The sequence below is a fragment of the Ramlibacter pallidus genome (assembly GCF_015070875.1).
Classification (GTDB): Bacteria; Pseudomonadota; Gammaproteobacteria; order Burkholderiales; family Burkholderiaceae_C; genus Ramlibacter; species Ramlibacter pallidus.
Genome location: NZ_JADDIV010000002.1, coordinates 106,071 through 131,408 on the forward strand (window position 1 = coordinate 106,071; position 25,338 = coordinate 131,408).

A 25,338-nucleotide genomic window follows, 5' to 3' on the forward strand; every position below is an offset into this window, starting at 1 on the left:
ATGGCCCATCCCGACCGCGATGACGGCTTCGCCAGGAACCCGGCGGAAGGAGCCGACCGCCAGTACGCGTTCGCCACCCGGGCCATCCACGCCGGCGCCGTGCCCGACCCGGTGACGGGCGCGCGGGCGACACCGATCCACCAGACCACCAGCTTCGTGTTCGATTCGGCGGAGCACGCGGCCAGCCTGTTCAACCTGCAGACCTTCGGCAACGTCTACAGCCGCATCAGCAACCCCACCGTGGCGGTGCTGGAGGAACGCGTCGCCTCGCTCGAAGGCGGGCGCGCGGCACTCGCCTGCGCCACCGGCATGGCGGCGCAGATGACGGCGCTGCTCGCGATCCTGAAGGCCGGCGACCACATCGTTGCCGCCTCGACGCTGTACGGCGGCACGGTGGGGCAGCTGGGCATCGGCTTTTCGCGCCTCGGCATCGAAACCACCTTCGTCGACCCGGAAGACCCGGAGAACTTCCGCCGTGCCATCCGGCCGAACACGCGGGCCGTGTACGGCGAAACCCTGGGCAACCCGCTGGTGAACGTGTTCGACATCGAAGCGGTCGCCGCCATCGCGCATGCGCACGGGCTGCCGCTGGTGATCGACAACACCGTGGCGAGCCCCTACCTGTGCAACCCCTTCGCCTTCGGCGCGGACATCGTGGTGCACAGCGCGACCAAGTACCTCGGTGGCCACGGCACCACCATGGCGGGCGTCGTCGTGGAGTCCGGCAAGTTCGACTGGGGCAGCCCGCTGTCGCGCGAGAAGTTCCCGGACATACTGGAGCCGAGCAAGGCCTACCACGGCGTGAAGTTCTACGAGACCTTCGGCGACTTCGGCTACACGATGAAGGCGCGCATGGAGGTGAACCGCACTTTCGGGGCCGCGCTGTCGCCGCTGAATGCGTGGCTGATCCTGCAAGGCATCGAGACGCTGCACCTGCGCATGCAGGCGCACTGCCGCAACGCCCTGCGCGTCGCCGAATTCCTGCGCGACCATCCGCTGGTGCAATGGGTGAACTACCCGGGGCTGGAGGATTCGCCGCACCACGCGCTGGCGAAGAAGCAGTTCCGCGCCATCGACGGCCGCCCTGGCGCATCCGGGATCCTGACGTTCGGCATCCGCGCCGAAAATGCGGCCCGCGCGGGCGAGCGCTTCATCGACGCCTGCGAGTTCCTCAGCCACCTGGCGAACATCGGCGACGCCAAGACGCTGGTGATCCACCCGGCGTCGACCACGCACCGGCAGCTGGACGAGGCGGAGCTCGCGCGCGCCGGCGTGCGGCCCGACATGATCCGGCTGTCGGTGGGGATCGAGGACGTCGAGGACATCCTCTGGGATCTCGACCAGGCGTTGCGCCAGGCCGTCGCCTAGCGGCGCTCCAGCCAGGCGAACAGGCCGGGAATCGGCCGGCGCTCCTCCTCGCGCAAGGGACGCCGCTCCATGGCCAGCACCGAAAAGCCGTTTTCCGTCGCGAGCCGCCGCAGGTAGGCCTCGGAGTGCGCATAGCGCAGGCTCGGCCGCAACGCGATGTCCTCGTCCGTGCTTTCCTCCACCGTGAAGCAGAAGCTGCCGCCGGCAGGCATCCGTTCGGCCAGGCGCGCGAACAGTTCATCCACGGCGCCGACGTAGATGAACACGTCCGCCGCCATCGCGAGGTCGAAACTTTCGCGCGAGCCGGCCAGGAACTCCAGGGCGTCGGCCTGCTGGAGATCGTCGTACGCCTTCGTCGCCGCGGCGCGCTCCAGCATGTAGCCCGAAAGGTCCACGCCGCTCACGCGGTCCGCCAGCTTGCGCAGGAACGGCCCGCACAGGCCCGTGCCGCAGCCCAGGTCCAGCGCATACCGCCAGCGCCGGCCCTGCGCCGACAGCCTTCCGGCCAGCACCGGCGGGGCGTCATAGCGCAACGACTGCACCAGGTGATCGTCGAACTCCAGCGCGTAGCGGTCGAACAGCGCCTCGACGTACTGCCGCGGCGGCCGGGGCGGAACCTGGCCGCCTTCCACGCCGGCGAGGTAGTACTCCAGCAGTTCGCGATCTCCCCCACGGGCCAGCGCTTCGCGGAACGAGGCGGCGGCGTCCTGCGGCCGCGCGAGCTCGCGTAGCGCGGTTCCGCGCAGCATCCACAGCGCGGCGGGCTGCGGGTCCAGCGCCAGCGCCCGGTCGAAATGCGCCAGAGCCTCCTGCGTGCGCCCGAGTTCGGCCAGGGCAGTGGCGCAATGGCCCAGCGTTTCCGCCTGGTCCGGCTCCTTGGCCAGCGCTTCCTGCAGCAAGGCCAGCGCCTCCTCGGTCCGGCCGAGCTTGAGGCGCACCACGCCCAGGTTGGTCAGCACCGACGGGCGGCCGGGGGCAAGCGACAGCGCCGCCGCAAACTTCTGCTCCGCCTGCGGCCAGCGGCCCGCCTCGTAGTGCGCCACGCCTTCCAGGAACAGCGTCCTGGCCTGTTCGAGTCCTGTGTCCATGCTTCCTTCGCGAAGAGCGGGGATCATAGGCCCTGCGACAATGCCGGGATGCGCTTTCCGCCTCTCGCCAACGACACCTTCCTGCGCGCCTGCCTCCGCCAGGCGACCCCCCACACGCCCCTGTGGCTGATGCGCCAGGCGGGCCGCTACCTGCCCGAGTACAAGGCCACGCGGGCGCGCGCCGGCAGCTTCATGGGCCTGGCCACCAATGTCGACTACGCGACCGAAGTCACGTTGCAGCCGCTGGAGCGCTTCGCCCTCGACGCCGCGATCCTGTTCTCCGACATCCTGACGGTCCCGGATGCCATGGGCCTGGGGCTCAGCTTCGCCGAAGGCGAAGGCCCGAAGCTCGCACGGCCGCTGCGCGACGAGTCCGCGGTCGCGGCCCTGCGCGTGCCGGACCTGGAAAAGCTGCGCTACGTCTTCGATGCGGTCACGTCGATCCGCCACGCGCTGAACGGGCGGGTCCCCCTCATCGGTTTCTCCGGCAGCCCCTGGACGCTCGCCTGCTACATGGTGGAAGGCGGCGGCTCGTCCGACGACTGGCGCGGCGTCAAGAGCATGCTGTACAGCCGGCCGGACCTGATGCACCGCATCCTGGCCGTGAACGCGGAGGCCGTTGCCGCGTACCTCAACGCGCAGATCGGTGCGGGCGCCCAGGCCGTGATGGTGTTCGACAGCTGGGGCGGCGCGCTCGCGGACGGCGCCTTCCAGGAATTCAGCCTCGCCTACACGGCGCGGGTGCTGGCGCAACTCAAGCGCTCCGGCGATGGGGCCACCGTGCCCCGCATCGTGTTCACCAAGGGCGGCGGCCTCTGGCTGCAGGAGATGGGCGGGCTCGATTGCGACGTGCTGGGCGTCGACTGGACGGTGAACCTCGGGCGGGCGCGTGCCCTCGTGGGCGGCAGCAAGGCGCTGCAGGGCAACCTCGACCCGGCCGCCCTGTTCGCGCCGCCGGAGCAGGTCGCCGCGCAGGCGCGCCGCGTGCTGGAGGATTTCGGCGCGCCGCACACGGGCGAAGGCACCGGACCGACGCACATCTTCAACCTCGGCCACGGCATCAGCCAGCACACCCCGCCCGAGCATGTGCAGGCGCTCGTGGAGGCCGTGCATTCGCACTCCAGGCACATGCGCGGGACCGCGGCGCGGTCGTGACTTGTTCGCATCGGGGAGTTCCCTAGCTGACAAGGATGGGAAATGTTCCGGGCGTCGGCTTGACTTGTGCACAGAAACCGTGCTGCGGCGCGGCAGACGCCGGCGCCGGCATGCCGCCCCGCTTCAAAAACCGTAGCGCTCGTAAGTCGTTGATTTTGCTGGATTCACCTTCGTGGCGTTTTTCGGGCCGGCGCGGGCAAGCCCTTGATTTTCCGAGGCTTGCGGCGCTTGGCGGCACCGCTATCAACAAAGTTATCCACATCTTTGGACCGTCCCTGCAATCTTTCGTGGAATCAAGGACTTACCCGTGGTTTGCAAAGCTGAGGTTAAGCAACGGCCCTAAGTCGCACCGCCCATGAGCACCCTGCTGCAAGTCGTGGTCCCGACGCCGGCCCACAGCACGGTGGCTGGCGCCCTGAGCTACCGCAGTGAGCTGCCACTCGCCCCCGGGACCGTGGTGCGCGTACCGCTGGGCCGCCGGGAGGTCTGCGGGGTCGTCTGGGATCCAGCCCCGGGCGATGCCCTGGACGACACGCAGCTCAAGGCGATCGGCGAGCCGCTCCCGGGCCTCCCGCCGCTGTCGGCCGGCTGGCGCGAGCTGGTCGCCTTTGCCGCCGGCTATTACCAGCGCAGCCTGGGGGAGGTGGCGCTGGCCGCCTTGCCGCCGCAGTTGCGGGAACTCGATGGGACGCAGCTGGCGCGGCGGCTCAAGCGCAGCGTGGCCGCACGCGGCGGCGACGGGGAGGCGGCGCGCCCCGACCTGACCGCCGACCAGCAACAGGCGCTGACCGCCATCGCCTCGGAACCCGGACCGTTCCTGCTGTTCGGCGCAACCGGCAGCGGCAAGACCGAGGTCTACCTGCAAGCCGTGGAGCAGCTGCTGCTGGCGGATCCCGCGGCGCAAGCCCTGGTGCTCGTCCCCGAGATCAACCTGACGCCGCAACTGCAGGCGCGCTTCGAGCAGCGCTTCGGCGCCGACGCCGTGGTGCCGCTGCACAGCGGCATGACCCACCCCCAGCGCCTGCGCAGCTGGCTGGCCGCGCACGCGGGAGCCGCCCGCATCGTGCTCGGCACCCGCATGGCGGTGTTCGCTTCGCTTCCGCGCCTGGGCCTGGTCGTCGTCGACGAGGAGCACGACCCGAGCTACAAGCAGCAGGAGGGCGCCCGCTACTCCGCCCGCGACCTCGCCGTGTACCGGGGACGGCTGGAGAACGCCAAGGTGATCCTCGGCTCCGCCACGCCTTCGCTCGAAAGCTGGCAGGCCTGCGAGCGGGGACGCTACCGCTGCCTGGAGATGCCCACGCGCGTCGGGGCCGGCGTGTTGCCGCGGGTGCGCCTGGTCAACATGCAGAACCAGCCCAAGGGAACGCTCTTCTCGGCGCCGCTGCTGGCGGCCATCGGCGAGCGCGTCGCCCGCGGCGAGCAGTCGCTGGTCTTCCTGAACCGCCGCGGCTACGCGCCGGTGCTGGCGTGCACCGCCTGCGACTGGCGCAGCGAATGCAGCCACTGCAGCGCCTTCCGCGTGTTCCACAAGGCCGACCGCACGCTGCGCTGCCACCACTGCGGCTTCACCGAACGGGTGCCGCGGCGCTGCCCGAAATGCGGCAACGTGGACATCGCGCCGCTGGGCCGGGGCACGGAGCAACTGGAGGAAAGGCTGGCGGAACTCCTCGCCGACGCCCGGCGCCCCGACGGCACCCCGGCCCGCGTCGCGCGCATGGACGCCGACACGACCCGCGCCAAGGGCGCGCTGGAAGAGCAGCTGGCGCAGGTGCACGCCGGCGAGGTGGACGTGCTGGTGGGCACGCAGATGGTGACGAAGGGCCACGACTTCCGCCGCATCACGCTGGTGGCCGCCGTGAACGCCGATGCCGCCCTCTTCTCCAGCGACTTCCGGGCACCGGAGCGGCTGTTCAGCCTGTTGATGCAGGCGGCCGGGCGCGCCGGCCGCGACGCGGCGCATGCCGCGGCGAGCGAGATGTGGGTCCAGACCTGGAACCCGGAGCACCCGCTGTTCGCCGCGCTGAAGAAGCACGACTACCCGGCCTTCGCGCAACAGCAGTTGCAGGAACGCCAGCAGGCCGCGATGCCGCCGTTCGCGTACCAGGCGCTGCTGCGCGCCGAAGCCCGCACGCAGGAGGTCGCGCAGGCGTTCCTGCGCGCCGCGGCCTCGGGCGCCGAAGGCCTGGACGGCAGCGCCCAGGTGGTGGTGTTCTCGCCGGTGCCGATGACGGTGCAGCGCGTCGCCAACGTGGAACGGGCCCAGCTCCTGCTGGAGAGCAACTCGCGGCCCGCGCTGCAGGCCTTCCTGGCCGCGTGGCAGCCGGTGCTGCACGGCCTGCGCCTGCGCGGCCTGATCCGCTGGGCCGTCGACGTCGACCCGCTGGCGATCTAGTCCTTCTTCAACGCCAGCGCCTGCTCGTAGAGCGCATTGCGGGGGGCGCCGGTGATCTCCGCGGCGAGCCGCACCGCCGTCTTCACCGGCAGCTCGGCGAGCAGCAGTTCGAGCACCCGCAGCGCGCGCGTGTCGTCCGGCGGCACGGCGACCGCATGCAGCACCAGCGCGAACTCGCCCCGGCTGCGTTGCGGGGAGGCCTGCAGCCAGGCGGGCAAGGCATCGCACGGCAAGGTGGCGATCTCCTCGAACTGCTTCGTGAGCTCGCGCCCGACCGTCACCTCGCGGGACCCGAGGGCCGCGAGCGCGTCCGCCAGTGCGGCCATGCGGTGGGGCGCCTCCAGCAGGACGACCGCGCGGCTTTCCCCGCGCAGCCGTTCCACCGCCTCCTGCCGCTCGCCGGCCTTCGACGGCAGGAAGCCCGCGAACACGAAAGCCCCGTCGTCGCCGATGCCGCCGGTGGCGCTGAGCACGGCCGTGATGCTGCTCGCGCCCGGGACCGGCACCACCGGCAGGCCCACGGCGCGCGCGGCGGCCACCACGCGCGCTCCCGGGTCGCTGACGCCCGGCGTTCCCGCGTCGCTGGCATACGCGACGCGTTGCCCCTGCTGCAGGCGCCGCACGACCTCCGCCGCGCCTTCGGCCTCGTTGTGCCGGTGGACCGCCAGCAGCGCCGGCTTGTCGATCCCGCAGGCCCGCAGCAGCGCCTGGGTGTGGCGGGTGTCCTCGCAGGCGATCGCATCCACCAACTGGAGGACGTGCAGGGCCCGCAGGCTGATGTCCGCGAGGTTGCCGATCGGGGTGGCGACGACATACAGTGCGCCGGACGGGTAGCTCTGCGCGCCGGCGGCGTCGCGTGCCGCGGCCAGCGCGGAAGCGTAGGAAGCGCTCAATCCGACTCCTTCGAAAGGGCAGCGCGTGAGTACCAAGCAGCTCGGGGATGCGGCGGAGGACCGCGCGCTGGCGCACCTGACGGCGCACGGCCTGCGCCTGCTGGCGCGCAATTATCGGACGCCCGGGCGCGGGGGCGGCGAAATCGACCTGGTCATGCGCGACCGCGACGGCACCGTGGTGTTCGTGGAGGTGCGAAAGCGCGCGCACCGCGCCTTCGGCGGCGCGGCGGCGAGCGTCGGAGCGCTGAAGCAGCGGCGCATCGTGTTCGCCGCACGGCACTACCTGCTGGCGCTGCGCGAGCCCCCGCCGTGCCGCTTCGACGTCATCAGCATGGAAGGCGGCGGCATCCAGTGGATGCGCGCCGCCTTCGATGCTGGCTAGGGCCTGCCCGCAGGACAAGCCCCAGCAAATGCCGCGTCAATCAGCCGCGGTCAGCGCGGGGAGCCGGCTCGGCGGGAGCGGGAGCGGCGCCCATCTGCTGGCGCTCTTCCACCACGGGGGCGGGAGCCTGGGCCACGACCGGGGCCGGCTCTTCGACACGGGCCACTTCCTGCACCGTGGTGATCTGAGCGGTCTGGACCTGGTCGATCAGGCCGGGAACGCCGGTTTCACCCATGGACGTCAGGTGGGAGCTCTGCTGGCCGGCGGCCAGGGCGGGGTTGGACACGAAGGGGTTCGGGGGAACGCCCTGGGCGACGGCGACACCGATCACGGCGACAGCAGAGGCACCGGCAACCAGACCGGCAATTTTTTTCAGAACAGCCATTGCAACTTCTCCTAAAGCTTGATTTGTGGAACTAGAACCTGCGGGCATCTAAGCCAGCCAGCGAATGATTGGTGAGCCGCAACTCCGGCGGAGTCAGTTCTGCGCGGGACCTCGTGTCGGGTCATGTCCGCCAGTGCGTCGGCCATTCCTGCCCGCAATCGTCCGAGAGGGACTACACGCGCTGCTCACGAGGCAACGGCGGAGGGTCCCGCGTAACGAAGCGTTCACGCGGTGTGCATGAGGCAGACATCGTCGTCCCCCAGGCGCGGCGGTATCATTGAGAGACATGCTCGAGCAACGCATACAGCAGAACTTCATCGACAGCGCGGACCTGAAGTACCAGTCCGCGCAGACCCTCAGCAAGCCCATCGCGCAGGCCGTCCAGGCGATGCTCGCCTGCGTGACGAGCGGCGGCAAGGTGCTCGCGTGCGGCAACGGCGGGTCCGCCGCCGACGCGCAGCACTTCTCGGCGGAGTTCGTCGGCCGCTTCGAGCGCGAGCGGCCGGAGCTCGGTGCCATCGCGCTGACCACCGACAGCTCCATCCTCACCGCGATCGCCAACGACTACGACTACGACCGCATCTTCTCCAAGCAGGTGCGCGCGCTCGGCCAGTCCGGCGATGTGCTGCTGGCGATGTCGACCAGCGGGAACTCCGCCAACGTGCTGGCCGCGATCGAGGCCGCGCACGAACGCGAGATGACCGTGGTCGCCCTCACCGGGCGCGGCGGCGGCAGGATGGCCGCCGTGCTGCGGGAGACCGACGTGCACATCTGCGTGCCGCACGACCGCACCGCGCGCATCCAGGAAGTGCACATCCTCGTGCTGCATTGCATCTGCGACGGCGTCGATGCGCAGCTTCTCGGAGACCAGGACCCCACCGCATGAAGACCCAGAAGAACTTCCGTCCCTTCGTCGCCGCCATCGCGGCCGCCCTGCTCGGGGGCGCGCTCGCCGGCTGCGCGCCGCTGCTGGTGGGCGGCGCGGCCGTCGGCACCGCGCTGATGGTGACCGACCGCCGCACTTCCGGCGCGCAGATCGACGACGAGGCGATCGAGCTGCGTTCCGCCTCGCGCCTGCGCGAGGCCTTCGGCGACCGCGCCCACATCAACGTCAACAGCTACAACCGCCAGGTCCTGCTGACCGGCGAAGTGCCGAGCGAAGCGGCGAAGCAGCAGGCCGAACAGATCGTCGGCCGCGTGGACAACGTCCGCGGCATCGTCAACGAGCTGGCCGTCATGGCGCCGACCACGCTGCCGCAACGCTCCGGCGACACGCTGATCACGGGCAAGGTCCGCGCATCCTTCGTGGATGCCTCGGACCTGCAGGCCAACGCCTTCCGCGTGGTGACGGAGCGCGGCTCGGTCTACCTCATGGGTCGCGTGTCGCAGCGCGAAGCCGACCGCGCGACGAGCATCGCCCGCCAGATCGCCGGCGTGCAGCGCGTGGTTCGCATCTTCGAGGTGGTGGACGCGACCGACCTGCGCCAGCTCGCGCCGGTGAGCACCGGCACGCCGGCGACGGTGGCCCCCGCGCCCGCACCGGCCCCTGCCGCCGCGCCCGCGGGCGGGGCCGTGGTGACGCCGGTCCGCTAGCCCGGCCCCGCTGGACGACGAAGGGCCGCGCGAGCGGCCCTTTCCACTGGCGCCCCGCGCTTCAGCGCAGCCGCTTGATCAGGCTGGAGGTGTCCCAGCGGTTGCCGCCCATGCCCTGGACGTCGGCATAGAACTGGTCGACCAGTGCGGTCACCGGCAGGCGGGCCCCGTTGCGCTTGGCCTCCTCGAGCACCAGTCCCAGGTCCTTGCGCATCCAGTCCACCGCGAAGCCGAACTCGAACTTGTCCGCGATCATGGTCTTGCCGCGGTTGTCCATCTGCCAGCTCTGGGCGGCGCCCTTGCCGATCACCTCCAGCACCTGTTCCATGTCCAGGCCCGCCTTCTGCCCGAAGGCGATCGCCTCCGACAGGCCCTGCACGAGACCGGCGATCGCCACCTGGTTGACCATCTTGGCCAGCTGGCCCGAGCCGCTCGCGCCGAGCAGCGTGAAGGCGCGGGAGAACGCCATGGCCACGGGCTTGGCCGCCTCGAAGGCCTGGGCATCGCCACCGCACATGACGGTCAGCATGCCGTTCTGCGCGCCGGCCTGGCCCCCGGAGACGGGCGCGTCGACGAACTGCAGGCCCAGCTTCGCGCCGGCGGCCGAGAGCTCGCGGGCCACGTCGGCGGATGCCGTCGTGTGGTCGACGAAGATCGCGCCCTTCTTCATGCCGGCGAAGGCGCCCTGCTCGCCCAGCACGACCGAGCGCAGGTCGTCGTCGTTGCCCACGCAGCAGAACACGAGGTCGCAGCCGGCCACGGCCTCGCGCGGGGTGGCGGCGGCCGTGCCCTTGAATTCCTGCGTCCAGTCGGTGCGCTTGCCCGCGCTGCGGTTGTAGACGGTGACCTGGTGCCCGGCGAGCGCCAGGTGCCCGGCCATGGGATAGCCCATCACGCCGAGGCCGAGGAAGGCCACCTTGCGGCTGGGGGTCGGTTCGTAGGTCTTGGGGTTGGTGCTGGCCATGCCGGTGTCTCCGCGGAAAGGAAGGCCGATTCTAGGGGCCATGAAAAAGGCCGGGCTGTGCCCGGCCTGCCTTCCGCGCCGCGGCGGCGTCAGACGATCGCCAGGTGCTCCGTGCCCGCCGACAGGTCCGAGGTCTTGGCGCGCTGGCTATTGAGCTTGATCTGCAGGCGCAGGTCGTTCACGGAGTCGGCGTTGCGCAGGGCGTCCTCGTACGTGATGACGTTGTTCTCGTACAGGTCGAACAGCGCCTGGTCGAAGGTCTGCATGCCCAGGTTGCGGCTCTTCTTCATGATCTCCTTGATCTCGGAGACCTCGCCCTTGAAGATGAGGTCGGAGATCAGCGGCGTGTTCAGCAGGATCTCGACGGCGGCGGCGCGCCCCTTGCCGTCCTGCTTGGGCACCAGGCGCTGCGACACGAAGGCCTTCAGGTTCAGCGACAGGTCCATCAGCAGCTGCGGCCGGCGCTCCTCGGGGAAGAAGTTGATCACGCGGTCCAGCGCCTGGTTGGCGCTGTTGGCGTGCAGCGTGGCCATGCAGAGGTGGCCGGTCTCGGCGAAGGCGATCGCGTGCTCCATGGTCTCGCGGTCGCGCACCTCGCCCATCAGGATCACGTCGGGCGCCTGCCGCAGCGTGTTCTTCAGCGCGGCTTCCCAGCTGTCGGTGTCCAGGCCCACTTCGCGCTGCGTCACCACGCAGTTCTTGTGCGGGTGCACGAATTCCACCGGGTCCTCGATCGTGATGATGTGGCCCTGGCTCTGCTCGTTGCGCCAGTCGATCATCGCGGCCAGCGTGGTCGACTTGCCCGAGCCGGTGGCGCCCACCAGCACGACCAGGCCGCGCTTGGCCATCACCACTTCCTTGAGCACCTGCGGCACGCCCAGGCCGTCGATGGTGGGCAGGACCTGCGGGATCACCCGCAGCACCATGCCGACCTTCGCCTGCTGCACGAACGCGTTGACGCGGAAGCGCCCCACCCCCGGCGGCGAGATGGCGAAGTTGCACTCCTTGGTGCGTTCGAACTCGGCGGCCTGCTTGTCGTTCATGATCGAACGCGCCAGCGCCAGCGTGTGCGAGCCGTTCAGGGGCTGCGGCGAGACCTTGGTGACCTTGCCGTCCACCTTGATGGCGGGCGGGAAGTCGGCCGTGATGAACAGGTCGCTGCCGTTGCGGCCGACCATGAGCTTCAGCAGGTCGTTGATGAACTTGGATGCCTGGTCGCGTTCCATGTCGGAACTCCTTCCTGGTGCGCCCCGGGGTCAGCCGGGGAAATTTTCGGGGATCTTGGCCTTGGCACGCGCCTCGGCGGGGCTGATCATGTTGCGCTTGACCAGCTCGGTGAGGTTCTGGTCCAGCGTCTGCATGCCCACGCTGTTGCCGGTCTGGATCGCGGAGTACATCTGCGCGACCTTGGCCTCGCGGATCAGGTTGCGGATGGCGGAGGTGCCCAGCATGATCTCGTGCGCCGCCACCCGGCCGCTGCCGTCCTTGGTCTTGCACAGCGTCTGCGAGATCACCGCCTGCAGCGATTCCGACAGCATCGCGCGGACCATTTCCTTTTCCTCGGCGGGGAACACGTCGATGATCCGGTCGATGGTCTTGGCCGCGCTGGAGGTGTGCAGCGTGCCGAACACCAGGTGGCCCGTTTCCGCCGCGGTCATCGCCAGGCGGATGGTTTCCAGGTCGCGCATCTCGCCGACCAGGATGCAGTCCGGGTCCTCCCGCAGCGCGGAGCGCAGCGCGTTGGAGAACGACAGCGTCATCGGGCCCACTTCGCGCTGGTTCACCAGGCACTTCTTGGACTCGTGCACGAACTCGATCGGGTCCTCCACCGTCAGGATGTGGCCGTACTCGGTCTCGTTCAGGTGGTTGATCATCGCGGCGAGCGTGGTCGACTTGCCCGAGCCGGTGGGCCCGGTCACCAGCACCATGCCGCGCGGCTTGAGCGCGAGGTCACCGAAGATCTTGGGCGCGTTCAGCTGCTCCAGCGTCAGGATCTTGGAAGGGATGGTCCGGAAGACGGCGGCCGCGCCGCGGTTCTGGTTGAAGGCGTTGACGCGGAAACGCGCGAGGCCCTCGATCTCGAACGAGAAGTCGCACTCCAGGAACTCCTCGTAGGCCTTGCGCTGGGTGTCGTTCATGATGTCGTACACCATGGCGTGCACCTGCTTGTGGTCCATGGGGTCGACGTTGATGCGGCGGACGTCGCCGTGCACGCGGATCATCGGCGGCAGGCCGGCGGAAAGGTGCAGGTCCGATGCCTTGTTCTTGACGCTGAATGCCAGCAGCTGGGTAATATCCACGAATCCCTCTTCTCTTTATGGTCCTCACCCGAGGCGTCGCAGCGGCGCCCATGGCCGAGCCATTATGACGACGATTGCTTTGAACCTCCAGAGCGTGCGCGCGCGGATCGCCGCGGCGTGTGCGGCTGCGGGACGCGACGTGAACGAAGTCACGCTGCTTGCCGTGGCCAAGACGTTCGGCCCCGACGCGGTGCGCGAGGCCCATGCGGCGGGCGCGAACGCGATCGGCGAGAACTACATCCAGGAGGCAGTGGAAAAGCAGCTGCTGTTGTCCGATCTCGACCTGCAATGGCACTGCATCGGCCCGATCCAGAGCAACAAGACCCGGCTGGTCGCCACGCACTTCGACTGGGCGCAGACGGTGGACCGCCTGAAGATCGCCCAGCGCCTGAACGAGCAGAGGCCGGCGGACCTGCCGCCCCTGGCGGTGTGCATCCAGGTGAACATCGACGGCGGCCCGTCCAAGTCCGGGGTCGCGCCGGGCGAGGTGCTGGCGCTGGCGCGCGAGGTGCACGCGCTGCCCCGGCTGGCGCTGCGCGGCCTTATGACGATCCCGGAGCCGGTGGACGATTTCGCCGGGCAGCTGGCCGTGCACCGCAAGGCGCGGACGCTGTTCGAGGACCTGCGGGACGCGGGCCTGCCGCTCGACACGCTGTCGATGGGCATGACCGCCGACATGGAAGCGGCGATCCACGCGGGCAGCACGATGGTGCGGGTGGGCACCGCGATCTTCGGGGGCCGCGGGGCCGCGCGCTGACCGGCGCGTCCTATTTCTTCGGCGTGCCGACGGGCTTCAGGTTGCCGCAGTCCGCCTTGAGCCACTTGCCGGTGGCGTTCATCTTCGTCACCTGCTCCTTGCCCTGCGCGGTGCTGCGCACCGTCATCTGGCTGGTGTAGGCCTCGGCGCTCGTGTAGGTGAACTGGCCCTCGCCGGACGACGGCGGGTTGCTGCACGTGAACGCCATCTTCACGGTGTTGCCGCTGCGGTCGTTCTTCGTCATGCGGCAGCCTTCCTGCAGCGGCATGTCGTTGCGCTCGATCATTTCCTTGGTCATGCAGGCCTGCACGACCATCCCGCCGGTGGTGCCGGGTCCCGCCATCTTCACGCCTTGCTGCGCCATGGCGGCTTCCATCTGCTTGCGCTGCGCGGGCGACATCCCCGCCAGTTCCTTCTGCATCTGCGCCATCGCCTGGTTCATCTCGGGGTTGTCCATCCTGTTGTGGATTTCCCACAGGCCGGGCTTCAGCGACTGGGCGGCGGCGGGCAGGACGGCGCCGGCCAGCAGGGCGGCGGCGAGGAGGGAGTGGAAGCGCATGGGGTCTCCGGTCGAAAACGCCGATTCTGGCGCCGGCCGCGGCGGCTGCCCAGATGGGCATCGCGCGAAAGCTACAGCCCCAGGGGCAGCCGCGTGCTGTTCTTCACTTCCTCCATGACCGCATAGGTCCGGGTCTCGCGGACCCCGGGCAACTGCCACAGCACCGTGCCCGCGAAGTCGCGGTACGCCTGCATGTCGGCCATCCGCGTCTTCAGCAGGTAGTCGAAGCCGCCCGCGACCATGTGGCACTCCAGGATCCGCGGCTGCACCTGCACCGCCGCCTTGAACGCCTCGAAGACGTTCGGCGTGGTGCGGTCCAGGAGCACCTCGACGAACACCAGCAGTCCGGCGGCGAGCTTCTGCGGCGCCAGCCGCGCCTCGTAGCCGAGGATGTAGCCGTCCCGCGTGAGGCGCTGCACCCGCGCGAGGACCGCGGTCGCCGACAGCGACACGGCCTCGGCCAGCTTCAGGTTGGAGATCCGGCCGTCGGCCTGCAACACCTCCAGGATGCGCAGGTCGATGCGGTCGATATCGGGGGCATTGGCGTCCATCGCCCGAATTTTCCTCCGTCGTTCAGGACGACTTTAGCGAAACATTCGGGTTGAAGCCAGCGAACATGCGGGGAAATCCAGCCAAGCCATGATTCCCATGCCCCACTCCCTCCAGCGCCTGCCCGACCCGTACCGGCCCGAAGCCACCGTGGTGGCCGACCGCCTGCAGTCCCTGCAAGGTGCGCTCGACTGGGCCGGCGCCGCCGCTGTCGCCGCCCCCTGGGTCGCCGCCGTGCGGCGCAACCCGCCGCCGTTCTGGGCGATGGAGAGCCTGCTGAAGGAGTACCCGATCTCCAGCGCGGAGGGGCTGGCCCTGATGCGCCTGGCCGAGGCGCTGTTGCGGGTGCCGGACGCGGAGACCGCGATCGCCCTCACCGCCGACCAGCTCTCGCGCGCGGACTTCGAGGGATCGCCCGAGAACGCCTTGTCGCGCCTTTCGCACAGCGCCATCGCCCTGTCCAAGCGCTTCCTGCCCGGGGACGGCGCGCAGGCGGAAGGCGGCGTGCTCGCGCGGCTGGGCGCCCGGACGGTGGTCGGCGCGACGCTGCGTGCCGTGCAACTGCTCGGGCGGCAGTTCGTGCTGGGCCAGGACATCGCCGAAGCCATGCGGGAAGCCGCGGGCGCGCGGCGCCGGCAGGCGAACCTGCGCTTTTCGTACGACATGCTGGGCGAAGGGGCGCGCACTGCCGAAGATGCGGCCCGCTACCTGGCGCACTACGAGGACGCGATCGCGGCGATCGCGCGCGCGGCGCAGCCGGGAGCGGCGGTGCAGGGGAACGACGGCATTTCCATCAAGCTGAGCGCGCTGCACCCGCGCTACGAAGCGTTGCAAAGGGACCGCGTGCTCTCGGAACTCGTGCCGCGGGTGTGGACGCTGTGCCGCCGCGCCGCGCAAGCCAACATCAACCTGACCATCGACGCCGAGGAAGTCGACCGGCTGGAGCTGTCGCTGGAAGTGTTCGAGGCCCTCGCGGCGCGAGTGGCGCAGGAGCATCCGCAATGGCACGGGTTCGGCCTGGCGCTGCAGGCGTACCAGACCCGCGCGGTGGAGCTGGTCGCGCACGTCGCGCAGGTCGCGCGGCAACATGGCCTGCGCTTCATGTGCCGGCTGGTGAAAGGCGCCTACTGGGACGCCGAGATCAAGCGCGCCCAGGAACTCGGGCTGCCCCACTACCCCGTCTTCACCCACAAGCACCACACCGACGCGTCGTACCTGGCCTGCGCCCGCGCGCTGCTCGAAGCGCAGGACGTGATCTTCCCGCAGTTCGCGACGCACAACGCCGGTACCATCGCGGCGATCGTGCAGATGGCGCGGCGCACCGGCGCGAAGTTCGAACTGCAGCGCCTCCACGGCATGGGCGAAGGGATCTATCGCGAAGTGCTGCGGGACCCGGAGCTCGCCTGCCGCGTCTATGCACCGGTCGGGCAGCACCGCGACCTGCTCGCCTACCTCGTGCGCCGCCTGCTGGAGAACGGCGCCAATTCCTCCTTCGTGCACCAGCTGGCCGACGAATCCGTCGGCATGGACGCACTGCTGCGGTCGCCGCTGCACCTGGCGGCGCAGCCTTCCCTGCCGCTGCCGCCGCAGCTGTACGGGGCGGTGCGGCCGAACAGCCGCGGGCTGGACCTGGCCGTTGCGTCGTCGCGTGCCGCGCTCGAGGAAGCCTTCGCGCAGGCGGACGTGCCGGCGGTTGCGCCGGCGGATCCGGCCCAGGTGCCGCAAGCCGTGCAGCGCGCGCTCGCCGCGGGGCACGCCTGGGAACGCACGCCGGTGGAACACCGCGCGAGTGTCCTGCGGGACGCGGCCGACGCGATGCAAGCGGACCTGCCGCGCTTCTGCGCGCTGCTGGTGAAGGAAGGCTTCAAGACCTGGGGCGACGCCGTGGCCGAAGTCCGGGAGGCGATCGACTTCCTGCGCTTCTACGCCAGCGAGGCGGAGCGCATCATGCAGCCGGTCCCCTTGCCCGGCCCCACCGGCGAAAGCAACGTGCTGCGCCTCACCGCGCGCGGGCCGTGGGTGTGCATCAGCCCCTGGAACTTTCCGCTGGCGATCTTCACCGGGCAGGTCGCCGCGGCGCTCGCCACGGGCAACACGGTGCTGGCGAAGCCCGCCGAACAGACGCCGGCCGTCGCGCTGGAAGCGGTGCGCCTGCTGCACGCCGCGGGCGTCCCGGCCGACGCGCTGCAGTTGCTGCACGGGCCAGGCGAGACCGTCGGCGCCGCCCTCGTCGCCGAGCCACGCATCGCCGGCGTCGTGTTCACCGGTTCGACCCAGGTGGCCAAGACCATCCAGCGTGCGCTCGCGGCGAAGGACGGCCCGATCGTGCCGCTGATCGCGGAGACCGGCGGCATCAATGCCATGCTGGTGGATTCGACGGCGCTGCCGGAGCAGGTCGCCGACGCCGTCGTGCAGAGCGCCTTCCGTTCCGCCGGGCAACGCTGCTCCGCGCTGCGCCTGCTGTGCGTGCACGAGGCCGTCGCCGACACCGTCATCGCGATGATCCAGGGCGCCGCGCGCGAACTGGTCGCCGGCGACCCGGCGCAGTGGCGCACGGACCTCGGACCCGTCATCGACGACGACGCATGGAGCAACCTCCAGCGCCACCTGCAGAGGCTGCAAAGGGAAGCGACGCCGCTGCTGGCGCCGTCGCCCTTCGAGCCGGGCACGAGACTGCTCGCGCCGCAGGCCTTCGAGGTGAAGTCGCTGGAGGACGTCAGGCACGAGATCTTCGGGCCGGTGCTGCACGTGGTGCGCTGGGGCGGCGACCCGCGCGAGGTGATCGCCGCGATCAACCGGGTCGGCTACGGGCTCACGCTCGGCATCCAGACCCGCATCGACAGCCGCGCCGAGGCGCTGGCCCGCGAGGCGCGGACCGGCAACGTCTACGTCAACCGCAACATGATCGGCGCCGTCGTGGGCGTGCAGCCCTTCGGCGGCGAAGGCCTGTCAGGCACCGGCCCCAAGGCCGGCGGGCCCCACTATCTGCAGCGCTTCTGCGCCGAACAGACGCTGACCATCAACACCACGGCCGCCGGCGGCAACGTCGCGCTCCTCGCCTGACGCCAGCGCGGCGCCTTCGGCGGCCTCGCCCGCCAGCCGGAACTTCGCCACGGTGCGCACCAGCACGTCGGCCTCGCGCGCCAGGTGCTCGGCGGCGGATGCGGCCTGCTGCACCATCGCCGCGTTCTGCTGCGTCGTGCCGTCCATCTGCGTGATCGCGCTGTTCACCTGCTCGATGCCGGCCAGCTGCTCCGTGCTGGCGGCCGCGATCTCGGCGATAAGGCGGTCGACCTCGGTGGCCGAAATGACGATCTCGTCGATCGTGCGGCCGGCGACGTCCACCTGCTGCACGCCGCCCTCGACGCGCGCCACGGAGTCCTGGATCAGCGACTTGATCTCCTTGGCCGCCTGCGCCGAACGCTGGGCGAGCGACCGCACCTCCGCCGCCACGACCGCGAAACCGCGGCCCTGCTCGCCGGCCCGGGCCGCTTCCACCGCTGCGTTCAGGGCGAGGATGTTGGTCTGGAACGCGATGCCGTCGATCACGCCGGTGATGTCGGCGATGCGGCGCGATGCTTCATGGATGCCCTGCATCGTGGCGACCACGCCGCGCACGGCTTCGCCGCCGCGCCGGGCCACGCCCGTCGTGTCGCGCGCCAGCTGGCTGGCGCGGCCGGCACCGTCCGCGTTCTGCTTGACCGTCGCCGTGAGCTCCTCGATGCTGGACGCCGTCTCCTCCAGGTTGGCGGCCTGCGTTTCGGTGCGTGCCGAGAGGCTGGCGTTGCCATGCTCGATCTCGCGCGACCCGGACTGCACGCCGTCGGCCGCCTGGCGGATGTCGCCCACCGCTTCGGCCAGCGACATGCGCATCCATTCCAGCGAACCGACCAGCTGCGCGATCTCGTCCGAACCTTTCCAGCGGATCTCGTGGGACAGGTCGCCCTGCGCCACCTGCAAGGCGGCCCCACGCGCCGCCGCCAGCGGCCGGACCACGCCGCGCGTGATGAAGTACGCGACCAGCACGCCGAACAGCACGGCGCCGCCCGCCAGCCCCGCCAGCGCCTTGAGCAGGCGTTGGTGGTCGGCGCGCGTGTCGGCGACGGAGAGGTCGGCGTCGGCCTTGGTGGAGCTGAAGAAGGCCCGGAGCATCCCCTGCAGTTCGGCGTAGTGCGGGGTGACCTGCTGCGCCAGGGCGCGCGCGGCCTCGGCGGTGCCGGGCGTCGCCTGCTCACCCAGGACGGGCTTCTCCAATGCCGTTACCTTCGCCGCCACGCCGAGGACGACGCGGCTGGCCTCGCGCGCGCGTTCGTTGCGGGCGAGTTCGGAAACGGTCACCAGGCGACGCGCCACCCCTTCCCACCGGATGCCGTTGGCCTGCAGCTTGCGCAAGGTCTCTTCCTGCGCCGCAGGATCGCCGTTGAAGGCGAGTTCGCGCACCAGCATCTCGCGCTGGAGCGCGATGTCCTGCATCAGGCCGACCGCATCGAGCAGGCCGATGTGCTCTTCCACCAGGTTTTCGGCCTGCAGCTGCTGCCTTTGCAGCTGGTAGGCACTGAAGCCCGCGACCCCGACCAGCAGGGCGAGCAGGACACCGAAGCCCACGCCCATCCGGACGGCAATGCCGCGGCTACGGAAGAATCCCATCGCGTCCCCTCGTTTGCCGCAAGGCGGCTGTTTGTTGCAATTTGCATCAATTGCAAGCTTCAGGCAAGCCGGAAGCGAGGGGGCGTTGCCCGCATCGAACGGGCAACGGGAGGAGTTGCGCAAAAGTGCGCAGGCGGGCGGCCGCGCCCGCCGGGGTTCAGCCCCTGAGCAGGTTCTGCGCGACGCGCTGCTTCACCGGGTCGCCGAGGAGTTCGGTCGCACTCGGCAGCCGGCCGTCGTAGGCACCGAGCACTTCCTGCAACGCGGCCAGCGTGCGCTGGAGCGGCTCCGCATCGTCGCCGCGGCCGACGAGGTCGGCGCGCAAGTCTTCCAGCGCACGGAACAGCAGCGCGCGGCTGTTGCCGCGGATCACGAGGTTGCCGTCGGATTGCCAGATGGCCTTGTGCATGTATTTCATGGAGCATCTCCCTGGTACCGCGCCAGCATGCGCCCGTGCCAGGCGCATCCCTGTGGTCCATGCGTGGGTGTCCCGGACGGCGCGCATTGTCTTGCCGCGTCAGCGGCAAGCACGGCCATAGCCGTCGAAAGGGCGGCAATGCCCTGTCAGCCGCCGCCCCGTCGCGGGCTCAGCCAGCCGTCCAGGTGTCGCGCAACTGCCGCTTGAGCACCTTGCCGATGTCGCTGCGGGGCAGCTCCGCGAGGTAGCGCACGCCGGCCAGGCGCTGCGTCTTGCCGAGGCGCTCGTTCGCCCACGCCCGCAGGTCGGCTTCCGACGGGGCGCCGGCCGCCGGGACCACGAACGCCACGGGCGATTCCCCCCACTCCGCGGAAGAAACGCCCACCACGGCGGCCTCGGCCACGCCAGGGTGCTGCCGCAGCACGGCTTCCAGGTCGCTCGGGTAGATGTTGAAGCCGCCGCTGATCACCATGTCCTTGCGGCGGTCCATCAGCGTGAGGAAGCCGTCGGCGTCGAAACGGCCGACGTCGCCGGTGCGGATGAACCGGTTGCCTTGCGCGTCGTACCACTCGGCCTCGCGCGTCTTCGCCGGCTGGTTGTGGTACGCCGTCATCATCGAGCCGGACCGTCCCACCACCTCGCCCAGTTCTCCCGCCGGCACTTCGCGCCCGTCCTCGTCGATCAGGCGGATGTCGTGGCCGTCGGCCGGCCGCCCCACCGTGTGCAGCTTGTCGGGATGGTCGTGCGCTTCGAGGATGCAGGTGCCGCCGCCCTCGGTCATGCCGTAGTACTCGACCAGGCCGCCCGGCCAGCGGGCCAGCACGTCCGCCTTCAGCTGCGCGGAGAACGGCGCGCTGGTGCAGAACTTCATGTGGAAGGACGACAAGTCGTAGGCGTCGAACTCCGGCACCGCCATCAGGCGCTGGTATTGCACGGGCACCAGCATGGCATGCGTGGCGCGCGCTTCCTGCGCCAGCGCCAGGTATGCGCGCGGGTCGAAGCGTCCCTCGGTCATCACGACCGCGCCGCCCTTGGCCAGGCAGGGGAACACCGCGACCAGCGTGGTGTTGGAACACAGCGAGGTGGCGACGAGGGCGACGGCGTCCGGCCCGTAGCCGTAGTTGTCGGCCCGCGCCACGTGGGCCCAGCGCATCGCGTGCGGCTGCACGATGCCCTTGGGGGTGCCGGTCGTGCCGGACGAATAGATGATGTTGAAGGGCCACTCCGGCTGGATCGCGACCGGCTCGGGACGTGCACCTTCCGGTGCCAGCCATTCCTGCAGACTACGGGCGCCGGTGGCGAGGTCCATGCGGATCCGTGGCACCACGGTGTCGAGTTCCGGCACGTGCGCGTCGGTGAAGAAGAAGCGCGCGCCGCTGTCGCGCACCATCCCGGCCAGCTGGTCGTTCGTGGTGCCCGTGGGCAGCGGCGCCACCGCGCAGCCGGCGCGCAGGCCGCCGAGGAACAAGGCCAGGTAGGCGATCGAATTCAGGCCGCAGATCGCGATGCTCTGCCGCGGCTGCACGCCATGCCGCTGCAACGTGGCGGCCACGCGGTCGGCGAAGGCGTCGAGCGCGCCCCAGGGCATGCGCGCCGTGCCCTGGCGCAGGGCCGTGCGGTCCGGATGCGCCTGCGCGTGCTCGCGGATGAGGTCGGGCAGCGCGCGGAACGGCGGCAGGCCCGCAGGGGCGGGAGCGGGGGCAGCAGGCACGGAAGTCTCCTTTGCGCCGCACTGTACGTGAGGCGCGGCGCGAACGATGTTGCCAGGGCGACGGCTGCGTCCGACAGCGCGCGGGCGCGGGTGCCGACGCTGCGCTGGCGGGGCCCGGGCCAGACTGGCCGCATCCAGTTTCCCCAGAGGAGAACCCCATGGCATACAGCAGCATCCTCGGCGCCGATTCGGCGCCTGCCCAGCCGAGCGGCCGGGACGCGGAATTGCTGGGCCCGAGCGACAACTCGGACAGCGGCAGCGACGCGATCGGCACCACCGAAGTCCACGAGGACAGCGATTCGGTCGGGACCGGCTCGCGGGGTGCCGTGGCGGGACGCGACGCGCGCGAAGGCGGCGACATCCTGCCGGACCGCGTGGTCAACCTGGCCGAAGGCGAAGGCTTCCCCGAAGCCGACCCGGACGGCATGGAGATGACCGACCTCGATGCGGACGACGTGCAGGCGATGGCCGACGACGACGCTTCGGACACCGAGAAGTAGGCCGCATGACCCGACGCGCATCGAACGCCGCCGACCTGCGGCGCGTGCGCACCGTGCTGCGCGAAACCTTCGGCCTGCCACGGCTGCGCCCCGGCCAGTCCGCCGTCATCGAACGGATCCTTTCGGGCCGCCCCACCCTGGCCGTGATGCCCACCGGGGCCGGCAAGTCGCTGTGCTACCAGCTGCCGGCGCTGCTGCTGGAAGGCCGCACGGTCGTGATCTCGCCCCTGATCGCGTTGATGAAGGACCAGTGCGAGTCGCTGCGCGCGCTCGGCATCGCCGCGGTGCAGGTGAACAGCGCGGTGGAAGGCGACGAGGCCAGGGCGGCCGAGGAAGCCGTGGCCGACGGCAGCGCCCGCATCGTGATGACCACGCCGGAGCGCATGGCCGACCCCGCCTTCCTTGAGAAGCTGCGGGCGCATCCCATCAGCCTGCTGGCGGTGGACGAGGCGCACTGCATCTCGCACTGGGGCCACGATTTTCGTCCGGCCTTCCTCGAGATCGGCCCGGCCGTGCAGCGCCTGGGCAAGCCGGTGGTGCTGGCGCTCACCGCCACCGCCACGGACGAGATCGCCCAGGACATCTGCAAGCAGCTCGGCATCCCGCGAGACGGCCTCGTCAACACCAGCGCCTACCGCCGCAACCTCGACCTGCGTGTCCTGCCGGTCGCGAAGGAGGCGGACAAGCTGGCGCAGGTGGTCAAGCTCGTGCACGGCACGCCGGGCAGCGGCATCGTCTACACGGCCACGGTGAAGGCCGCGCAGGCGGTGTACGAGGCCCTGCTGGCCGCCGGCGAGTCGGTGGGCCTCTACCACGGCAAGCTGCCCTCCGCGGAACGCACGGCGGCGCAGGAGGCCTTCATGGGCGGCGAGCGGCGGGTGATGGTCGCCACCAACGCCTTCGGCCTCGGCATCGACAAGGCGGACATCCGGTTCGTCGTCCACTACCAGCTGCCGGCCACGCTCGAGGCCTACTACCAGGAGGCGGGGCGCGCCGGGCGCGACGGCGACACGGCGCGCTGCACGCTGCTGTTCCTGCGCGGCGACAAGGCGATCCAGCAGTTCTTCATGGCGGGCCGGTACCCGAGTGAGGAGGACGCCCAGGCCATCATGCGCGCGCTGCAGGACACGCCGGTGGAGGGTGGAGCCTGGACCTTGCCGCTGCTGCAGGCGAAGGTCGGCCGGCCGAAATCCAAGCTGCAGGTGGCGCTCGGCCTGTTGCGCAAGGACAAGCTGGTCGTGCAGGCGCGGGACGGCACGCTGAAGCTCGCCGGCAAGCACGCGACGGGCGAACGCATGCGGGAACTCACCGAAGGCTACGGCCGCAAGCGCGACCTGGACCGCGAAGCCCTCGAACGCATGGTCTTCTACGCCCAGACCGGGCAGTGCCGCTGGCGGGTGCTGCTCGAGCACCTGGAGGGCGACGCTTCGCTGGAGCGCTGCGAGCATTGCGACAACTGCCGCCGCATCAAGGCGCACGAGGCGGTGGTGGAGGAATTGCTGCGCAACGCCCCGGCGCCCGCCGCGCCCGCCGAAGCGGAACACGAGGAGGCGGCGACCTTTACCCGCGGCGACCTGGTGGAGGTGCGGCGCTACGGCCGTGGCGTCGTGGAAGAAGCCAGCGCGACCCAGGTGACCGTCGTCTTCGCGGACCGCAGCCGGCGCAGCTTCCTGCCGGAATACGTGCGCCGCGCCCGCGCGCGGCGCGCCGAAGGCAGCACCGGGGCCACCGCCGCCAGCAGCCCGGGCTAGGAGCCGTCGCGTGCGGCGCAGACTGCGATCCGGCTTCTGGCTGGCCCCGCTGCTGGCCGCCGCCGTGGCCTGCACGCCGCGCCCCGTGAGTCCACCGGCACCGCCGCCTGCACCCCCCGCGCCGGCGCCCTCGGCGCCGGCCGTCCCGTCCGCGCCGGAACCTTCTCCCGTCACGCCCCGCGTGCTGACCGACGACGAGCGCGACGCCGTGCTCTTCACCCGCTGGCGCAGCGGCCGCGAGGCGGAGGTGGAGGCCTTCGAGGCCTTCCTGGTGTACGAGAAGGTGGCGCGCGTTGCACCGACCTACCAGTTGCTGCGCAGCGCATCGATGTGGAAGGAATGCCGCGCGGAACCCTTCCAGCTGCCGCCGCCGGAGCTCTGGCCCGAGGTGCGCGACGTGCTGAGCCTGCTGCAGGAGCTGCACACGCGCGGCGTGCTGCCGGAGTTCGAAGTGGTGTCGGCGTATCGGCCCGCCGGCCTGAACCGTTGTGCCGGCGGCGCGGCGCGCAGTTCGCACCTGCGCTTCGCCGTCGACATCGCCCCGCTCGACGCGGCGACCGCGGACCGCCTGTGCCGGTTCTGGCGCGAGGAAGGCGCGGCCTGGAACATGGGTGTGAGCCGCTATCCCACCGGCCGCATCCACATCGACCGCAACGGCTACCGCACCTGGGGCGCGAGCCACGGCCGGGGCAGCAGCTACTGCCTGCGCTGAGCGCGCTGCTGCATTGCAGCAAGCCGGCACCTCTGCCCAGACTGCGCGCGGGCCCGACGGCCGGTGCGCAATCTCCCCTGAACGGTCGCCGCCGGGGCCGCATGGCCGTTGCATTCTGTAGCAAGTGTGTCCTAGAGTGACACAGATCAAGAATTTGTCACGAGGAGCACCATGACCCACAAGTCACGCATCGCCTTCGGTATGGCCGCCGCCGCCCTCCTGGCCGCGGGCTGCGCCACCCTCACCGGCAACGTCCCGGCGCCGACGGCCGCCGACCAGGCCTGGCGCCTGCCGGCCACGTATCCGATGCCCGCCGACAACGTCACGACGCCGGCGCGCGTCGAACTCGGCAAGGTCCTGTTCTTCGACCACCGCATCTCCGACAGCGGCGCGATGTCGTGCGCGTCCTGCCACCTGCCGCACATGCAATGGACCGACGGCCGCAAGCTGCCGATCCTGCCCAACGGCGACGTGCTCCCACGCCATTCCCCCACCATCGTCAACATCGCCTACAACACCCAGTTCATGTGGGACGGCCGCAAGAAGTCGCTGGAAGACCAGGCGATCGGGCCGCACCGCCACCTGAGCAAGGCGGCGTTCGCGGCAGCCGCCCAGCGCGTCGCCGGCATGCGGGAGTACCAGGACCTCTTCGCCGAGGCCTACCCCGGCGAACCGGTGAACGAGGAGACGATCGCCAAGGCGATGTCGGTGTTCCAGCGCAGCGTGATCTCCAACGACTCGCCGTTCGACCGCTGGGTCGCCGGCGACACCAGCGCGATCACGCCGCAGCAGTACCGCGGCTACAAGGTCTTCCTGGACCCGGCGAAAGGCAACTGCGCCTCGTGCCACAACGGCCCGAATTTCACGGACAACGGTTTCCACAACATCGGCATCAAGACCGCCGACGGCGCGAAGCCGGACCTCGGCCGCTTCAACATCCGCCAGGTCGCCGCGATGAAGGGCGCGTTCAAGACGCCGACGCTGCGCGACGTCGAGTTCGGGGCGCCCTACTACCACGACGGCTCGGCCGAAACGCTGCGCGACGTGGTGGACCACTACGCGCGCGGCGGCGACGACCGTTCCAACGTCTCGCCGGAAGTGCGCAAGCTGGACCTCACCGAGCAGGACAAGGAAGACCTGATCGCCTTCATGCGCGCGCTGTCCGGCCGCCAGTCCGCCTTCGTGCCGCCGAAGTTGCCGCTGCGATAGGA

Annotated in this window: 23 protein-coding genes; 12 read left to right on the forward strand and 11 right to left on the reverse strand. The window is 70.4% G+C overall.

What is annotated here, in order from left to right; translation table 11 throughout:
• Window positions 1–1,368, forward strand: a complete 1,368-nt coding sequence (locus IM787_RS05380; protein WP_193675626.1) for an O-acetylhomoserine aminocarboxypropyltransferase/cysteine synthase family protein — start codon at window positions 1–3, stop codon at window positions 1,366–1,368.
• Here IM787_RS05380 and IM787_RS05385 read toward each other — a convergent pair.
• Entirely contained in the window at window positions 1,365–2,456 is a 1,092-nt protein-coding gene (locus IM787_RS05385) for a tetratricopeptide repeat protein (protein WP_193675627.1), read from the reverse strand. The genes IM787_RS05380 and IM787_RS05385 overlap by 4 nt on opposite strands.
• A 48-nt stretch (window positions 2,457–2,504) precedes the next feature.
• Here IM787_RS05385 and hemE point away from each other — a divergent pair, with 48 nt between their 5' ends.
• Together hemE and IM787_RS05395 are read left to right on the forward strand one after the other, a co-directional pair.
• Window positions 2,505–3,611 carry a uroporphyrinogen decarboxylase gene (hemE, locus tag IM787_RS05390; protein WP_193675628.1) on the forward strand — a complete coding sequence of 369 codons (1,107 nt, stop codon included), beginning with the start codon at window positions 2,505–2,507 and terminating at the stop codon, window positions 3,609–3,611.
• 355 nt (window positions 3,612–3,966) lie between these two features.
• Window positions 3,967–6,006 carry a primosomal protein N' gene (locus IM787_RS05395; RefSeq protein ID WP_193675629.1) on the forward strand — a complete coding sequence of 680 codons (2,040 nt, stop codon included), beginning with the start codon at window positions 3,967–3,969 and terminating at the stop codon, window positions 6,004–6,006.
• On the opposite strand, the gene rsmI is transcribed toward IM787_RS05395, so the two are convergent.
• Window positions 6,003–6,899: a 16S rRNA (cytidine(1402)-2'-O)-methyltransferase gene (rsmI, locus tag IM787_RS05400; protein ID WP_193675630.1), complete on the reverse strand. Its 897-nt coding sequence runs from the start codon at window positions 6,897–6,899 to the stop codon at window positions 6,003–6,005. The genes IM787_RS05395 and rsmI overlap by 4 nt on opposite strands.
• Before the next feature lie 25 nt (window positions 6,900–6,924).
• Between rsmI and IM787_RS05405 the strand changes: the two genes are divergently transcribed.
• Window positions 6,925–7,281 (forward strand): YraN family protein, encoded by a 357-nt coding sequence (locus IM787_RS05405; RefSeq protein ID WP_193675631.1) that lies wholly within the window; start codon window positions 6,925–6,927, stop codon window positions 7,279–7,281.
• Between the two features lie 40 nt (window positions 7,282–7,321).
• Here IM787_RS05405 and IM787_RS05410 read toward each other — a convergent pair whose 3' ends face one another.
• Complete coding sequence (locus tag IM787_RS05410; RefSeq protein ID WP_193675632.1) at window positions 7,322–7,666, reverse strand: hypothetical protein; 345 nt, start codon at window positions 7,664–7,666, stop codon at window positions 7,322–7,324.
• 286 nt (window positions 7,667–7,952) lie between these two features.
• Between IM787_RS05410 and IM787_RS05415 the strand changes: the two genes are divergently transcribed.
• Together IM787_RS05415 and IM787_RS05420 are read left to right on the forward strand one after the other, a co-directional pair.
• Entirely contained in the window at window positions 7,953–8,552 is a 600-nt protein-coding gene (locus IM787_RS05415; protein WP_193675633.1) for a phosphoheptose isomerase, read from the forward strand.
• Window positions 8,549–9,259 carry a BON domain-containing protein gene (locus IM787_RS05420; RefSeq protein ID WP_193675634.1) on the forward strand — a complete coding sequence of 237 codons (711 nt, stop codon included), beginning with the start codon at window positions 8,549–8,551 and terminating at the stop codon, window positions 9,257–9,259. The genes IM787_RS05415 and IM787_RS05420 overlap by 4 nt, the downstream gene beginning before the upstream one ends.
• Window positions 9,260–9,320: 61 nt before the next feature.
• On the opposite strand, the gene IM787_RS05425 is transcribed toward IM787_RS05420, so the two are convergent.
• The 3 genes from IM787_RS05425 to IM787_RS05435 all read right to left on the reverse strand — a co-directional run bounded on the left by IM787_RS05425 (window position 9,321) and on the right by IM787_RS05435 (window position 12,523).
• Window positions 9,321–10,223 (reverse strand): NAD(P)-dependent oxidoreductase, encoded by a 903-nt coding sequence (locus IM787_RS05425; protein WP_193675635.1) that lies wholly within the window; start codon window positions 10,221–10,223, stop codon window positions 9,321–9,323.
• 89 nt (window positions 10,224–10,312) lie between these two features.
• Window positions 10,313–11,449 carry a PilT/PilU family type 4a pilus ATPase gene (locus IM787_RS05430; protein ID WP_193675636.1) on the reverse strand — a complete coding sequence of 379 codons (1,137 nt, stop codon included), beginning with the start codon at window positions 11,447–11,449 and terminating at the stop codon, window positions 10,313–10,315.
• 30 nt (window positions 11,450–11,479) lie between these two features.
• A complete protein-coding gene (locus IM787_RS05435) occupies window positions 11,480–12,523 on the reverse strand; it encodes a type IV pilus twitching motility protein PilT (RefSeq protein WP_193675637.1) in 1,044 nt (347 codons plus the stop codon).
• Window positions 12,524–12,587: 64 nt separating this feature from the next.
• Between IM787_RS05435 and IM787_RS05440 the strand changes: the two genes are divergently transcribed.
• Complete coding sequence (locus IM787_RS05440) at window positions 12,588–13,280, forward strand: YggS family pyridoxal phosphate-dependent enzyme (protein ID WP_193675638.1); 693 nt, start codon at window positions 12,588–12,590, stop codon at window positions 13,278–13,280.
• A 10-nt stretch (window positions 13,281–13,290) separates the two neighbouring features.
• On the opposite strand, the gene IM787_RS05445 is transcribed toward IM787_RS05440, so the two are convergent.
• On the reverse strand, window positions 13,291–13,839 hold the full coding sequence (locus tag IM787_RS05445; RefSeq protein ID WP_193675639.1) for a DUF3617 domain-containing protein: 549 nt from the start codon (window positions 13,837–13,839) through the stop codon (window positions 13,291–13,293).
• Window positions 13,840–13,910: 71 nt separating this feature from the next.
• On the reverse strand, window positions 13,911–14,390 hold the full coding sequence (locus tag IM787_RS05450; protein ID WP_193675640.1) for an Lrp/AsnC ligand binding domain-containing protein: 480 nt from the start codon (window positions 14,388–14,390) through the stop codon (window positions 13,911–13,913).
• A gap of 97 nt (window positions 14,391–14,487) precedes the next feature.
• Between IM787_RS05450 and IM787_RS05455 the strand changes: the two genes are divergently transcribed.
• Window positions 14,488–17,451, forward strand: coding sequence for an L-glutamate gamma-semialdehyde dehydrogenase (locus IM787_RS05455; protein WP_227494131.1), 2,964 nt, complete (start codon window positions 14,488–14,490; stop codon window positions 17,449–17,451).
• Here the strand turns inward: IM787_RS05455 and IM787_RS05460 are convergent.
• From IM787_RS05460 to IM787_RS05470, 3 genes are all read right to left on the reverse strand, one after another.
• On the reverse strand, window positions 17,338–19,035 hold the full coding sequence (locus tag IM787_RS05460) for a methyl-accepting chemotaxis protein (RefSeq protein ID WP_193675642.1): 1,698 nt from the start codon (window positions 19,033–19,035) through the stop codon (window positions 17,338–17,340). The two genes, IM787_RS05455 and IM787_RS05460, sit on opposite strands and share 114 nt — an antisense overlap.
• Before the next feature lie 157 nt (window positions 19,036–19,192).
• Entirely contained in the window at window positions 19,193–19,453 is a 261-nt protein-coding gene (locus IM787_RS05465) for a hypothetical protein (protein WP_193675643.1), read from the reverse strand.
• Window positions 19,454–19,622: 169 nt separating this feature from the next.
• The gene (locus tag IM787_RS05470; protein ID WP_354004355.1) at window positions 19,623–21,164 is read right to left on the reverse strand and encodes a class I adenylate-forming enzyme family protein; all 1,542 of its coding nucleotides are present in this window, start codon (window positions 21,162–21,164) and stop codon (window positions 19,623–19,625) included.
• 158 nt (window positions 21,165–21,322) lie between these two features.
• On the opposite strand from IM787_RS05470, the gene IM787_RS05475 reads away from it, so the two are divergent.
• From IM787_RS05475 to IM787_RS05490, 4 genes are all read left to right on the forward strand, one after another.
• Entirely contained in the window at window positions 21,323–21,664 is a 342-nt protein-coding gene (locus IM787_RS05475) for a hypothetical protein (RefSeq protein WP_193675645.1), read from the forward strand.
• Between the two features lie 5 nt (window positions 21,665–21,669).
• Entirely contained in the window at window positions 21,670–23,415 is a 1,746-nt protein-coding gene (locus IM787_RS05480) for a RecQ family ATP-dependent DNA helicase (RefSeq protein ID WP_193675646.1), read from the forward strand.
• A 10-nt stretch (window positions 23,416–23,425) separates the two neighbouring features.
• The gene (locus IM787_RS21755) at window positions 23,426–24,127 is read left to right on the forward strand and encodes a D-Ala-D-Ala carboxypeptidase family metallohydrolase (protein ID WP_354004356.1); all 702 of its coding nucleotides are present in this window, start codon (window positions 23,426–23,428) and stop codon (window positions 24,125–24,127) included.
• A gap of 171 nt (window positions 24,128–24,298) precedes the next feature.
• Complete coding sequence (locus IM787_RS05490; protein WP_193675647.1) at window positions 24,299–25,336, forward strand: cytochrome-c peroxidase; 1,038 nt, start codon at window positions 24,299–24,301, stop codon at window positions 25,334–25,336.
• Window positions 25,337–25,338 lie beyond the last annotated feature (2 nt).

Coding starts and splice junctions, on each gene's coding strand:
- IM787_RS05380 (WP_193675626.1), top strand. CDS start 1: ATGGCCCATCCCGACCGCGATGACGGCTTCGCCAGGAACCCGGCGGAA.
- IM787_RS05385 (WP_193675627.1), bottom strand. CDS start 2,456: ATGGACACAGGACTCGAACAGGCCAGGACGCTGTTCCTGGAAGGCGTG.
- hemE (WP_193675628.1), top strand. CDS start 2,505: ATGCGCTTTCCGCCTCTCGCCAACGACACCTTCCTGCGCGCCTGCCTC.
- IM787_RS05395 (WP_193675629.1), top strand. CDS start 3,967: ATGAGCACCCTGCTGCAAGTCGTGGTCCCGACGCCGGCCCACAGCACG.
- IM787_RS05410 (WP_193675632.1), bottom strand. CDS start 7,666: ATGGCTGTTCTGAAAAAAATTGCCGGTCTGGTTGCCGGTGCCTCTGCT.
- IM787_RS05415 (WP_193675633.1), top strand. CDS start 7,953: ATGCTCGAGCAACGCATACAGCAGAACTTCATCGACAGCGCGGACCTG.
- IM787_RS05420 (WP_193675634.1), top strand. CDS start 8,549: ATGAAGACCCAGAAGAACTTCCGTCCCTTCGTCGCCGCCATCGCGGCC.
- IM787_RS05425 (WP_193675635.1), bottom strand. CDS start 10,223: ATGGCCAGCACCAACCCCAAGACCTACGAACCGACCCCCAGCCGCAAG.
- IM787_RS05430 (WP_193675636.1), bottom strand. CDS start 11,449: ATGGAACGCGACCAGGCATCCAAGTTCATCAACGACCTGCTGAAGCTC.
- IM787_RS05440 (WP_193675638.1), top strand. CDS start 12,588: ATGACGACGATTGCTTTGAACCTCCAGAGCGTGCGCGCGCGGATCGCC.
- IM787_RS05445 (WP_193675639.1), bottom strand. CDS start 13,839: ATGCGCTTCCACTCCCTCCTCGCCGCCGCCCTGCTGGCCGGCGCCGTC.
- IM787_RS05450 (WP_193675640.1), bottom strand. CDS start 14,390: ATGGACGCCAATGCCCCCGATATCGACCGCATCGACCTGCGCATCCTG.
- IM787_RS05455 (WP_227494131.1), top strand. CDS start 14,488: ATGCCCCACTCCCTCCAGCGCCTGCCCGACCCGTACCGGCCCGAAGCC.
- IM787_RS05460 (WP_193675642.1), bottom strand. CDS start 19,035: ATGGGATTCTTCCGTAGCCGCGGCATTGCCGTCCGGATGGGCGTGGGC.
- IM787_RS05465 (WP_193675643.1), bottom strand. CDS start 19,453: ATGAAATACATGCACAAGGCCATCTGGCAATCCGACGGCAACCTCGTG.
- IM787_RS05475 (WP_193675645.1), top strand. CDS start 21,323: ATGGCATACAGCAGCATCCTCGGCGCCGATTCGGCGCCTGCCCAGCCG.
- IM787_RS05480 (WP_193675646.1), top strand. CDS start 21,670: ATGACCCGACGCGCATCGAACGCCGCCGACCTGCGGCGCGTGCGCACC.
- IM787_RS05490 (WP_193675647.1), top strand. CDS start 24,299: ATGACCCACAAGTCACGCATCGCCTTCGGTATGGCCGCCGCCGCCCTC.